13 protein-coding genes and 2 pseudogenes are annotated in these 12,253 nt (G+C 40.4%); 8 read left to right on the top strand and 7 right to left on the bottom strand.

All coding sequences use genetic code 11. The features are described 5' to 3' along the window. Window positions 1-116 precede the first annotated feature (116 nt). The 4 genes from LFX17_RS01645 to zapE form a co-directional block, all read right to left on the bottom strand. Window positions 117-1,259: an N-acetylneuraminate synthase family protein gene (locus LFX17_RS01645; protein WP_238744702.1), complete on the bottom strand. Its 1,143-nt coding sequence runs from the start codon at window positions 1,257-1,259 to the stop codon at window positions 117-119. A 71-nt stretch (window positions 1,260-1,330) separates the two neighbouring features. Further along, window positions 1,331-2,128 carry a 3-methyl-2-oxobutanoate hydroxymethyltransferase gene (gene panB / locus LFX17_RS01640; protein ID WP_238744701.1) on the bottom strand — a complete coding sequence of 266 codons (798 nt, stop codon included), beginning with the start codon at window positions 2,126-2,128 and terminating at the stop codon, window positions 1,331-1,333. Continuing rightward, the gene (folK, locus tag LFX17_RS01635) at window positions 2,112-2,561 is read right to left on the bottom strand and encodes a 2-amino-4-hydroxy-6-hydroxymethyldihydropteridine diphosphokinase (RefSeq protein WP_238744700.1); all 450 of its coding nucleotides are present in this window, start codon (window positions 2,559-2,561) and stop codon (window positions 2,112-2,114) included. The genes panB and folK overlap by 17 nt, the downstream gene beginning before the upstream one ends. Continuing rightward, entirely contained in the window at window positions 2,558-3,415 is an 858-nt protein-coding gene (gene zapE, locus LFX17_RS01630; RefSeq protein WP_004766621.1) for an AFG1/ZapE family ATPase, read from the bottom strand. The genes folK and zapE overlap by 4 nt, the downstream gene beginning before the upstream one ends. Before the next feature lie 314 nt (window positions 3,416-3,729). On the opposite strand from zapE, the gene fcpA reads away from it, so the two are divergent. The 4 genes from fcpA (at window position 3,730) to LFX17_RS01610 (ending at window position 7,436) form a co-directional block, all read left to right on the top strand. Next, window positions 3,730-4,641, top strand: coding sequence for a flagellar coiling protein FcpA (gene fcpA / locus LFX17_RS01625; RefSeq protein WP_026131228.1), 912 nt, complete (start codon window positions 3,730-3,732; stop codon window positions 4,639-4,641). 298 nt (window positions 4,642-4,939) lie between these two features. Further along, complete coding sequence (locus LFX17_RS01620) at window positions 4,940-5,701, top strand: hypothetical protein (RefSeq protein WP_238744699.1); 762 nt, start codon at window positions 4,940-4,942, stop codon at window positions 5,699-5,701. Beyond that, window positions 5,670-6,557 (top strand): hypothetical protein, encoded by an 888-nt coding sequence (locus tag LFX17_RS01615; protein ID WP_238744698.1) that lies wholly within the window; start codon window positions 5,670-5,672, stop codon window positions 6,555-6,557. Before LFX17_RS01620 ends, LFX17_RS01615 begins: the two co-directional genes overlap by 32 nt. Before the next feature lie 228 nt (window positions 6,558-6,785). Further along, window positions 6,786-7,436, top strand: coding sequence for a hypothetical protein (locus LFX17_RS01610; protein WP_238728573.1), 651 nt, complete (start codon window positions 6,786-6,788; stop codon window positions 7,434-7,436). A 351-nt stretch (window positions 7,437-7,787) separates the two neighbouring features. On the opposite strand, the pseudogene LFX17_RS01605 reads toward LFX17_RS01610, so the two are convergent. Further along, window positions 7,788-7,985 (bottom strand): annotated as a pseudogene (locus LFX17_RS01605) (IS481 family transposase); the annotation flags it as partial. A 63-nt stretch (window positions 7,986-8,048) separates the two neighbouring features. Here LFX17_RS01605 and LFX17_RS01600 point away from each other — a divergent pair. Continuing rightward, window positions 8,049-8,336, top strand: coding sequence for a transposase (locus LFX17_RS01600; RefSeq protein WP_238744697.1), 288 nt, complete (start codon window positions 8,049-8,051; stop codon window positions 8,334-8,336). On the opposite strand, the gene LFX17_RS01595 is transcribed toward LFX17_RS01600, so the two are convergent. Next, window positions 8,319-9,532, bottom strand: a protein-coding gene (locus LFX17_RS01595) for an IS3 family transposase (protein ID WP_238728572.1) whose coding sequence is annotated in 2 segments (ribosomal slippage) — window positions 8,319-9,190 and window positions 9,190-9,532 — 1,215 coding nt in all. Because the reading frame shifts where the segments join, the coding sequence is not laid out codon by codon here. The genes LFX17_RS01600 and LFX17_RS01595 overlap by 18 nt on opposite strands. Window positions 9,533-9,619: 87 nt before the next feature. On the opposite strand from LFX17_RS01595, the gene LFX17_RS20785 reads away from it, so the two are divergent. Together LFX17_RS20785 and LFX17_RS01590 are read left to right on the top strand one after the other, a co-directional pair. Then, window positions 9,620-9,742, top strand: coding sequence for a helix-turn-helix domain-containing protein (locus tag LFX17_RS20785; protein WP_004475080.1), 123 nt, complete (start codon window positions 9,620-9,622; stop codon window positions 9,740-9,742). Further along, window positions 9,739-10,560 carry an IS3 family transposase gene (locus LFX17_RS01590; protein ID WP_238744696.1) on the top strand — a complete coding sequence of 274 codons (822 nt, stop codon included), beginning with the start codon at window positions 9,739-9,741 and terminating at the stop codon, window positions 10,558-10,560. Before LFX17_RS20785 ends, LFX17_RS01590 begins: the two co-directional genes overlap by 4 nt. An 18-nt stretch (window positions 10,561-10,578) precedes the next feature. Here the strand turns inward: LFX17_RS01590 and LFX17_RS01585 are convergent. Further along, window positions 10,579-11,436, bottom strand: a pseudogene (locus LFX17_RS01585) (DDE-type integrase/transposase/recombinase); the annotation flags it as partial. A 395-nt stretch (window positions 11,437-11,831) separates the two neighbouring features. Here LFX17_RS01585 and LFX17_RS01580 point away from each other — a divergent pair. Then, a complete protein-coding gene (locus LFX17_RS01580; protein WP_238728571.1) occupies window positions 11,832-12,233 on the top strand; it encodes a hypothetical protein in 402 nt (133 codons plus the stop codon). Window positions 12,234-12,253 lie beyond the last annotated feature (20 nt).

The raw sequence follows: 12,253 nt of genomic DNA, 5'->3' as shown, positions 1-12,253 counted from the left end.
CGTTCTCGAAGAGAACGAGCGGGAATCCGCGAGCCCGTAGACACGCGACTCTGCGCGGTTGCTCAAAACGATCCTATTCTATCGAATCATAAGCGCAGAGGCACGCCCCGCCTTTCTTACTTACCCGATTTCCGTTTCACAAAATAAGAATCCACGTCGTCCGTAATCGGGCGAATCGCTTCCTCGTATTTCAAAATCGATTGAACCGCTTTTTCGTAGATGCTCATAAGCAAAGCCTGAGCCGCGTCGCACATCTGTTCCTTTCTGAATTCTTCGACGTGAAGAGTTTCGGTGATGGAACCGTCCGGATTGAACGGCAACGAAGCGAGAAGATTGGAGATCACGATCTTATCGTCTCCCGCAACGTGAGAAGGATCGTAGATCACCGGAAGAATCGTCTGATTCTTTACGTGAGTGATCACGTTCAAGTCCGGAGTGTTTCTACAATAACCTTCTTTAATAAAAAGGGTTTTGACCCCTCTTTCACAAAGAACTATATTCAAATTTCCTTGATTCGCGATATATTCCGCTGCGGAAAACCATTCCACCGCTTCGTTTCCGAATCCGCGTTTTAAAATCACGGGCTTTCCCGTTCTTCCCACGGCTTCAAGAAGTTCAAAGTCCTGCGCGTTTCGAGTTCCGATCTGAATCATGTCCGCGTGTTTTGCGACTTCTTCCGCCATGGTATGATCCATCACTTCGGTTACGTACGGAAGCCCGGTTTCCGCCTTGACCTTATCCATCATCGCGATTCCTTCCCAACCTAAACCTCTCCAGTCGGTCGGACGAGTGCGGGGTTTGAAAGCCCCACCGCGGAAAATGATTCTATCTAAAATGTCGTATTTCTTTCCGAGCTCAACCGCTTGTTTTGCGATCGTCAAAGTCTGCTCGTATGTTTGCGGAGAATCGGGTCCAACGATGAAGATATGTTTTCCCGTTCCGAACTTACGAACAAGTCCGTCCGGCCCTTTGACTTCCACGATTCTTGTGGCTCTGTGAACCACTTCACCGTTTTTTCCTGCCGCTGTTTTTGCGATGTTTTTATAGGGAATGGACACGTTCCAGATTTTTGCAACCCCCGGGAGTTCTTTGACATAGCCTTCTTTTTCGGAAATTTTGCGAGTATCGCCTATGAAATGAATCGTATCCGATACCGCCGCACCGCGGATGATTTCGGTTTGATTCCCGCATTCTTTTGCCAGTTCTTTGATTTTGTTCTCCGTTTCCGGATGGCCTTTTTCTAACTCAACTATGTCCACACTTCACTCCAAACGGGAGATTCTCCCTTAGTTTACAAGCTTCTATTGTTCCGATTATCGTCAAGAATTCATCAGAAACTGTGATCTTTCCCCGGAAACTCCCCGGATTTTACTTCTTTGTTATAATTTCCCACCGCATCCTTTACGACCGAATGCAGATTGGAAAACTTCTTCAAAAACTTGGGTTGGAAATTCGGATCCGTCCCGAGAAGATCGTTTAATACGAGAACTTGCCCATCGCAATCCGGCCCTGCTCCGATCCCGATGGTCGGAACCCCGACTTCTTCGCTTACCTTTTTTCCAAGATCGGCCGGGATCAATTCCAGAACCATAGAGAACGCTCCCGCTTCCGAAAGCGCGACAGCTTCGCGGAGAAGTTTCGCACTCGATTCTTCTCCTTTGCCCTGAATCCGATGACCGCCGAACACGTGAACGCTCTGCGGGGTTAACCCGAGATGTCCCATCACGGGAACTCCGATCTGTTTGAGAATGGCGACTAACTCGCAGATAAAATCCGATCCGCCTTCTATTTTGACGGCGTCGCAATCGGTTTCCTTCATCATTCTTCCGGCGGAACGAATCCCGTCTTCGATCGAAGTTTGATAACTTAAAAAAGGAAGATCCGCGATAATAAATTTCTCGGGAGCCCCACGGCGAACCGCTTTCGTATGATAAATCATTTCTTCCAGCGTGACAGGAAGCGTGCTCGAATTTCCCTGAATCACCATTCCGAGAGAATCTCCTACGAGAATCGAATCGACTTCCGTTTCGCCTAGAATTCTCGCGAAACTGAAATCGTAACACGTTACTACGGAAATTTTTTCTTTCCCTTTCTTTTCCGGAGAAAAGATCTTATGCACGTTTTTCATATTCGTCTCCCGTAAAGTGTTCGTACAACGAACCTTCACCCATCGTTTCCAAAATCTCGCGGATAAACGGACGAGTAAACAGAGAATGATGCGGAAGATGCAAACCTTTGGTGTGCATCTTCACAACGTCGAAAGTCAAAATGTCGATGTCGATTTCTCTCGGCCCTTTATCTTTTACCCGAATTCTTCCCATTTCCTTTTCGATTCGAAGCGTGACTTCTAAAAGTTCTTCGGGAGAAAACGACGTTTCGATTTTCAAGATCTGGTTGAGAAAGTCCGGTTGATCCGTAACTTCCAAAGCCACCGTGTTCAACGGTTCCGATTCTTTTATTACTTCGATTCCGATCGTGTTCTTCAATTTGCGAACGGCGATCTTTAAAAACTCGGCGCGGTTTCCTAGATTGGATCCTAAAGAAAGAAACGCTTCTTTCATCCTCTTCCTCCGGATTCCGAAAGTTTCAACCGATAATCGGCGCATTCCAAATGAACTTCTTCCGTCATCTCCCGAAGTCTGGAATAAATTCTTCCTTCCGCTTTGTCTTTCCATTCCGCGGGAGAAGTGTTCGAAGTGAGAATCGTGAGTTTTTCCTGCTCGTATCTCGCATCGATGAGGTCGTATAACTTGGAGTTCGACCAATCGGATTCTTTTTGAACTCCGAAATCGTCCAACACTAATACTTCGACTTCCGCAAACAACGTTTCGATCGTCTTTTCCATTCCATGCGTCTCGGAGTCTTTTTGATATGTTTCCCGTAAAGTATTGAGAAAGTCGCGGTTGATCTTTGCGTATTTGCAGTTTATTTTATAACGAAAGATCAGTTCGTTTAATATAATGCAGGCGAGAAGCGTTTTTCCCGTTCCCGGTCCGCCCCAAAGATACAAGCCGTGCGGTTTAAAACCGGGATCGTTCCATTTATGGACGAGATCATGCGCCCAATTGTGAGCGATCGTAAAAGAAATTCCCACCGCGGCGCTGTGATCGGTTTGATCCAAGGTTCTGTATCGATATTTGGGGGGAATTCCAGATTTTTTGAATATAGTTTCGAGATGACCGAGTTCCATTCTCGCGTTATGACAAACGCAGGGAATCATCTTGCCGAGGCTTTCGTCGTAAACCCTCCAAGGAGGTTTGCCTTGGCAGGGACAATTCTCGGAAATACAATGACAGATCGTAAGAACGCCCGAACTGGTTCCGGGAACGTTCTCGGTAAGCGAAAAACCCACTCCCCCGCACTGAGGACAGTTGGGAGCGCCTTCTTGAACCGGGGTGTATTTTTTGAGAATCATAGGACTAATTCCAGTTTTTTCACCAAAAGGCTGAAGGAAAACCTTTTCTAAAAGAAGAATCTGCTGGAAAAATGCGGGGAATAAAAGAAAGTAGGAACGTGCTTTTTCGGTGCGGAATTCCGACCAAAAAAGAAAAACATTCATTCCGAATCGAGAAAAACGACTCTTATGTCGCTTATTTGGGAGAAAGCGGAAAAAAAATTCGTTCTTAGTTTATATCTCGGATAGTAAGTCCGATAGTTATACAGGAGAGAAGGCACAGGATGTTCCTTTTCCCTAATACCATTGAAAGAGAAGTAAAAGGTGTGAGCATTATGAAGGTGATGAAAAGCATATTCATTCTTCTGGCCGTGCTGGGACTCAACCTGTCTGTTTTAGCTCAGCAAAACAATCAGGGCGGTAATCAGCAAGCCAATGAAGCTGTAGAAAAAATTGACGAGCTGTTAAAAGGCGAGTTGGTTCCCGAAGACGATGACAAGAACCTCACGGAAGAGCAGAAACGTCGTAAAAAAGCAATCCAGGAACAAGAAGCTCTGTGGAAGAACCCTGACTTTAAGGGCTATGACAAGAATTTCCAAGAACTCCACCAGCTCTCCAAGGCATTCGCTAACAACAAATTTAGATTGGCATTATCCAACTACCAATCGGGCGTAAACACGGTTCTCAAAATGAGAGAATCCGTCGAACAATACCGCAAAGAAGAAGCGGAAAAGAAGCGTCTCGATGAAAAGTGGTACTGGCAAAAAGTAGACCGCAAAGCAAGAGAAGACCGTGTCGTTTCCCGCGAAAAACTCGTTGCGAAACAACAAGCTCTGAACTATTTCACTAAGGCGATCAACCACTTAGATGAAATTAAAAACCCGGACTTGAGAGAAAGACCAGAGTTTAAAAGACTCCTTTCCGATACTTATAGATCTTGGATTCTCACTGAGTATGATTTACAAAATCTTCCACAGTGTATCCCCATCCTCGAACTCTACATCGAGATCGATGAGAATGAGAAGGAATATCCTGCTCACAAGTATCTGGCAAGTTGCTACGCTTTCGAAGAGAACATGATTAAGAAATACGGCGGAGCATCCGAAGATCAGATGTTCAAATACCGTTACAAGAAAAACGTTCACCTTCTGAGAGCGACCGAGCTGAAATACGGAAAAGATTCTCCGGAATACAAACACATCGTAAACCTTGTGAACAAGGACGAAGTGATTTCCGTAAGACCGTAATCAACCCTCTTTCAATCGAAATGGAAACAAGACCCTGTCGGAAACGACGGGGTTTTTTGTTTGTACGTCCAATCCCACCCTTGTTTTATAGTCCCCTAAAAAATTTTTACACGTCTTTAATCACTCGAATCTTTGAGTGATCAAGTCATGCCACATTTATAATAAGTGATTTGTAAATTTAATAGATTTCTTAAATAAATTTGACTAAAACCTGTAAAAAAAAATTTGATACCGTTATCTAAGCTTCTTTAATTTATGAGCATAAATTGGAATAGAAATAACTCAAATACAGTCAATCATGTTTTATTTAATTAGGGATTATCAAACGAAACATTATAGTGAAAGAGCATTCAAACTTTCGACTATTGTCAAAATGTGTTCATTTTCACTGCTTTTTTTAATGCTTTACAATTGTATTGCAATGAGAGTTTACGTTGCCAAACCTGCCTTGACAGGAGATTCATCGAAGTATTTCACTCTTAATTCAATCGGTGCTTATCAAATCGAAAGACCAAAGAATTTTTCTCAAGAACCCTTCGCAAAACATTCCCCCTATCTTTTCCATTTTGTACCCAAAAACCTTACGAATGAATATGGGACGATATCAGAGCTAATCAACCAAGAAATCAATACTAATCAAGATTTTCGCGTGGGAAATACTGATAAGTATTTGATACGTTTAATCGAATTCAATCTTTACTCTAAAGATCGGTGCTTTAGTAATGATGTTGGAATTAACTTGTCAATAGACGTCGAAAACATAGCCGCCGAACGGAAGATTTTAGAATTTAGATTTAAAGACAACATCAATTCTAATGTTACGGATTGTTACATTGTTGCGGCCTCGTTACCTATATTCTTAGGGTGGTTTATTTACGCTCCTTATATAGGATTTCGCGGTAATAGAGAAGATCAATTAAATCAAGTTTCTAAATTAGCTTTATTAGAATTTCTTGATGCTTTAAAGCTCTCATTAAAGGAGGAATCAAAAATCAAGCCGATTCCTCTACTAAGAAGGAAAAAAAAATATGGGAAACAGAAAAGCATTTCTTTACTTTAAGATAATATTACACTTATTCGTAATTTTATTTTTTTTACATTGTACCTATTCTACTGAGAGAAAATATACCTACTCCAAGCCGTATTACCCAAATCAAAATTACTTTAATGATGAAGATCCGCAAATTGAAGAAGGAGAGCGGTATTGGTTTTTAGATGGATTAGGAAATATTTTCGGAAGTCTTACTAAATTGGTTCTTTGGAATAGAAAAATGAATAGTCATAGCATTTCTTACGAGACAAAAAATTATCTAAAAGAGTATTTAAAAGAGAATAATCTTGTAGATGTTAAAGTACGATTTAACCAATATGCGCCATTGGATGATCTGATTCAACTGTGGCGGGCCCAAACAGTTCACCCTGTCTTAAAATATACTGTTGGATTATTCAATTGGCTTATAGGAACCGTATTTCCTGAAAGAATATTTGCAGGTCTCATTGGCGGAGATCATTATAACCCGTATTCAAATACAATTAAAATTTATAGCGATTTACCAACGGTAGCCCTTCACGAAGGGGGGCATGCCAAGGATTTTTCAATAAGAAAATACAAATCGTTATATTCCTTAGCATATTCCCTGATTCCATTCTTTGGCCCTTTGTATCCAGAGGCTCGAGCATCAGACGACGCAATTCGATATCTTCGGAAAAAATGCGATGAAAAAAATGAATTATTAGGTTATAGAACGTTATATCCAGCGTATTCTACATATGTCGTGGGTCAAGTATTGACTTTTCCTTACAGTATCGTTTCTAGTATTCCCGGCCATACAGTAGGAATTTCAACGGAGAGAATTATCAAGCGAAAAGAAATTCCTGAATGCAGGTTACTTGAAAAAAGTGACTATTCGACATAATAATGAAATTGAGACTTTTTAGTTTTACTATAAATTAAAAAAATAAAATAAGAATCTGTTTTAAATTTGACTTCACAAGTTTCATTGGAATAACGGTGAAATAAATCAAATATTGGACTTCCTTATTAGTATTTTTTCTGTAGTCTTAACACAGCTGAGTTTAAATATACATATAAAGTACCACATATTTTGATTGGACATAATTTCCTTCGGAGAAAGTAGTAAAAAATGAGAAAAAGTAGCATTGCAATTCTTTTAATTGGATTAGCGTTTGTGGCAAATTGCTCCCATAGCTTAAAAATTCAAAATCTTTCAGAGTATTATAGTAGCTATTCCTTTGCCGGTAAAAAACATAAAATCGGCGTTATTATAAATTCAGCAAACCCTGCTGAAGAACGTCACGCGGAAGAAATTCTCCAGGCACTTAGAGCAACTGGAAATTTTGAGGTAATTTTTCCCTACAATCCAACCGCATCAAAGGTAGAATACATTCTTGAACTTCGTCCTAAAGTTACATACGATGGATCTAGATGGAATTTTTTGATTAGTTTTCCAGGCTTTTTGATTTTTGCACCTGCATGGAACGGATATAAATATTTTGCCGATATTGAAACTGATATTACCATTAAGAAGAATAATATTGTCACGAAACAAATTATGATTCCATTTTCACTCAAAGCAAATCACTCCGACCTCGGAAGGACTTGGACGCAAGGAGTAGATTGGCTACTTACCCTTGGATTGTCTTCTTTAATCGGCGGTTTCATATATACATCTTTCGACTCGGATATCGAAGGCGAATTCTTTAGAAATTACGTAAATAGTTATGGAAAATATATAGCTAATAAAATCGCTAACGAGTTTGGTACATTAAACTAACAATTAAATTTTCTTTTTTAGCTGTTTCATTGAGTATATTTTGTAATAAGTATCCATTTATTAGAATTGCTCATTAAGCTTTTAACCCTGTCGGAAACGACGGGGTTTTATTTGGTGCATTAGTTAGAACTTGATCTTACTTCTTGAAACTAACAAGGAGAAAAAGATGACAACAGATAGTGTCTTAAAAGTTTCGCACAATTAGAATTTCAGATAAGGCTCTCATCAAGTATGTCAAGCCGTGAACTTTGAAATTTTTAGTTCTTTTAGCTTGTCCATGTCAATATACTTTTTAGTTCCCTATTTGTACAATGACAGTATTCCCCTTACACTTCTTCTGAAAGAAATTTCCTAATTTTCTAAAATTGTATCCTCGTCCTGCTTGAATTTGATTCCTTCGATGAAAACTTGAGAAGGAGTTCTTCCGTTCATATTTCTTCCTTGATGAGCTCGTTTGTAATTGTATTCCTCAAAGAAGATTTCCAAATCGATTTGCATTTCGTCAATGGACTCGTAGAATTTAGTTCTTCCTGCTATTCTAAAATGCTCCTTGTAGTTACCCCACTTAAAACCGTACAGCTGAGTTAGCTTCTAAATAATAGGAGTAATGCTATGAATAATACTATTATTAATGACCCGGTTACTGTAATCACATCGGTTCAACGAAGAAGAAGATGGTCTTCAAAGGACAAAGAACAGATAGTAAAAGAGACCTTTGAACCAGGAAATTCAGTTTCTTTAGTGGCGAGAAAGTATAATATAGCCGCCAGTCAGCTTTTTCAGTGGAGGCGGTTTATGGAAAACGGCGCAAGCAAAGGAATCGAGAATGAAGAGAACTTGGTCCCAGAATCAGAGTATAAAAAGTGGAGTTACCCCCAAAAATCATACAGCCAATGTTAGCTCTTTTTCGATAAATTCTTTTGGCGACATCATTTTCAATCCTTTATGTGGTGCAAAGGAATTGTAGTCGTCAATCCAATTGTGTATTTTCAGCATAACTTCTTCAGCATGGTTTAGGCGATTCACATAAGCATAATCTCTTTTGAATGTTTTCACAAAGGCTTCGGCCATTCCGTTGCTCTCTGGAGAATAAGCAGGGGTATGACAGACTTCAAATCCCAAGGTTTCAATAAAAGCCATAGTGGCAAAAGAAGTATATTGAGGACCGTTGTCGGATAGGAACTGCGTCGAAGAAACTTTGGAATCGCCGAATCGTTGCTCCTTTGCCTCAAGAAGCATATCTCGAATCATCTGACCGTCAATGCCAATCGTTGAGGAAATATAACTTATAATTTCTCTGTCATGGCAATCCATAACAAAGGCCAACCAAATAAGCCTACCGTCCCAACAGCGTATTCCTAAAATATCGGAACACCATCTTACATTGCTTTTTAATGTGATGATTTTCCCTTCATGGGTCCGTTTTAACCTTGGAACATTCCTTTGTAAAAGTAGATTTTGTTCCTTCATGATTCGGTAAATCCGCTTGTGATTCACTCGTGGCAAATCCTTGTTTCTATTGATCCGATTGACGATCGCTGTAATTCTTGGATATCCGTAGGTAGGTCTATCATGGCAGACATCTTTAATCGTTTGCAAGATATGTTCTTTGAATTCGCTGATCGAATGTTTTTTCTCGCGCACGCGATTCTTGTAGTTAAAAATCGACCGAGAAACGCCTAATGCGGTAGCAATTCTACTCATTGGAAACCTTCGATTCCTTCCAATGGCTTTTGCGAGATCAGTTTTTTTTTACGAGCAAGAATGACAGCTTCTTTGAGAATCTCGTTCTCTTCGGTCTTTCTTCCGAGAAGGCGTTCCAAATTCTTAATTCTCTGTTCGAGCTTTTTATACTCTGATTCTGGGACCAAGTTCTCTTCATTCTCGATTCCTTTGCTTGCGCCGTTTTCCATAAACCGCCTCCACTGAAAAAGCTGACTGGCGGCTATATTATACTTTCTCGCCACTAAAGAAACTGAATTTCCTGGTTCAAAGGTCTCTTTTACTATCTGTTCTTTGTCCTTTGAAGACCATCTTCTTCTTCGTTGAACCGATGTGATTACAGTAACCGGGTCATTAATAATAGTATTATTCATAGCATTACTCCTATTATTTAGAAGCTAACTCAGCTGTACGGTTTTAAGTGGGGTAACTACAAAAAGCTCGAACAGAGAATTAAGAATTTGGAACGCCTTCTCGGAAGAAAGACCGAAGAGAACGAGATTCTCAAAGAAGCTGTCATTCTTGCTCGTAAAAAAAAACTGATCTCGCAAAAGCCATTGGAAGGAATCGAAGGTTTCCAATGAGTAGAATTGCTACCGCATTAGGCGTTTCTCGGTCGATTTTTAACTACAAGAATCGCGTGCGCGAGAAAAAACATTCGATCAGCGAATTCAAAGAACATATCTTGCAAACGATTAAAGATGTCTGCCATGATAGACCTACCTACGGATATCCAAGAATTACAGCGATCGTCAATCGGATCAATAGAAACAAGGATTTGCCACGAGTGAATCACAAGCGGATTTACCGAATCATGAAGGAACAAAATCTACTTTTACAAAGGAATGTTCCAAGGTTAAAACGGACCCATGAAGGGAAAATCATCACATTAAAAAGCAATGTAAGATGGTGTTCCGATATTTTAGGAATACGCTGTTGGGACGGTAGGCTTATTTGGTTGGCCTTTGTTATGGATTGCCATGACAGAGAAATTATAAGTTATATTTCCTCAACGATTGGCATTGACGGTCAGATGATTCGAGATATGCTTCTTGAGGCAAAGGAGCAACGATTCGGCGATTCCAAAGTTTCTTCGACGCAGTTCCTATCCGACAACGGTCCTCAATATACTTCTTTTGCCACTATGGCTTTTATTGAAACCTTGGGATTTGAAGTCTGTCATACCCCTGCTTATTCTCCAGAGAGCAACGGAATGGCCGAAGCCTTTGTGAAAACATTCAAAAGAGATTATGCTTATGTGAATCGCCTAAACTATGCTGAAGAAGTTATGCTGAAAATACACAATTGGATTGACGACTACAATTCCTTTGCACCACATAAAGGATTGAAAATGATGTCGCCAAAAGAATTTATCGAAAAAGAGCTAACATTGGCTGTATGATTTTTGGGGGTAACTCCGCTCATCGAGTAATGTTCTGTGAAGACGCTCGACGTATCCATTGCTTTGAGGTCTTCGGACCTTTGTAGTTCGATGTTCGATGTCTTCTAATTGAAGAAATAATTCGAAAGGATGTTGATCTTCTCTTCCACAATACTCACGACCATTATCGGTAAGAACGGTTTGAACTTTAATATTATGTTTTTCAAAGAATGGAAGAACATCGTTATTGAGAGTTTGGACGGCAGTGACAGGAATCTTTGTGTTGAAAAGTCTTCCCCAAGCAAATCGACTGTGGCAATCGATAACGGTTTGTAAATAGACTCTCCCAACACCTTTTAAGGAACCCACCATGAATGTATCCATGGAAACTAATTCTCCGGTAGAATCGGCTTGTATGTGCCTTTCTCTGTATTCTGGATCGAATCTTTCGAGGAGCTTGATCTGCTCCTCGCTGAGAGGTATGATTTGATCTTTATGATGTTCATCGAGTCTTAGAAGTCTTTGATGTTTGGTTACGAGTTTATTTCTCGCCCAGACTCCTCTAACACCTCCTGAGCTCACTTTGATTCCCTTGAGACTGAGTTGTTGTGCGACTTTTAAACACTCATGGGTAGGACGAAGTAGAGAATATTTTAAGACTTCTTTTTCGATTTCTTCACTGACTCGGTTAGGGTGAGGGCCAGTTGCTCCTGGGATTCTATCTAAGAGTCCTTCTGCTCCGTATGTTTGGAAGTTTCTTCTAATCTCATAGAACTGCTGACGGGAATATCCTATGATCTTACAAGCTTTGCTTACATTTTCTAATTCGTTAGCAAGCTCTAATAAATTTAGCTTCCTTCTTTTTGCTTTTTCTACTGCATTGGTGTTGGTGGTCATCGGTTTCTCCTGAGTTTAAATAATTTGTGGTAAAATCATTTTTACTTTCAGAAGAAGCCGGGACCACTGATTTTTACCCTACTGTCAGGTGAATACTATCACTACACAGATTACGAGTTCGCTTAAGTCTTTCCCCGAGTTGAGTCTCATCCACTTGGATTACTTTCAGGTGTGGTTTTTCTTCTTCTGCCCTCACGGGGGGCTCCTTCTTCTTGAATTTGTTTGGTCACAATCCCAATCGGCAAGGAGAGTATTCTCGTTTATTCGTAAATATGCGAAAAAGTTAGGACGTTATCTCCAAGATCACTCCGCACAACTTTATCTCATTTTGCATCGGAATCTGATCGACGAAATCAACGTTATCTGCTATTTTTTTCGGCTAAACGAGGTCTACTATGCTTCTACCCGAAAAGATACTCATTATCGCCGGAGTTCTCAATCTGGCTTACGGAAGCCTTACCGGATTCCCTTACGCTCTCGCAAGAAAGAAAACGGAATTTCCTTCGCGCTATCTGCAGGCCGCACATATCGGTTCTTTGATGCAAGGAGCTATGTTGCTGGGTCTAGTGATTGCATTCCGATATGCGAACCTATCGGAAAATTTGGCTTTGATCGGCGCCTCTCTGTTTGCGGTTTCTTCTTTATTTTTAGCGTTGAAAGATACGGCGAACTGGCTTCAGGGGATCAAAGATGAATTTCAAGAAAATCCTATATTAGGAAAATCTTTAGGAGCGATCGGTGTTATCACCAATCTTGCAGGAAGCTTGGTGATCGCTTACGGAGTATTTTCCGCCTAATCAAATAAGAGAACGGAGAA

Source organism: Leptospira sanjuanensis (assembly GCF_022267375.1).
Classification (GTDB): Bacteria; Spirochaetota; Leptospiria; order Leptospirales; family Leptospiraceae; genus Leptospira; species Leptospira sanjuanensis.
This window is presented reverse-complemented; position numbering and strand designations above follow the sequence as displayed.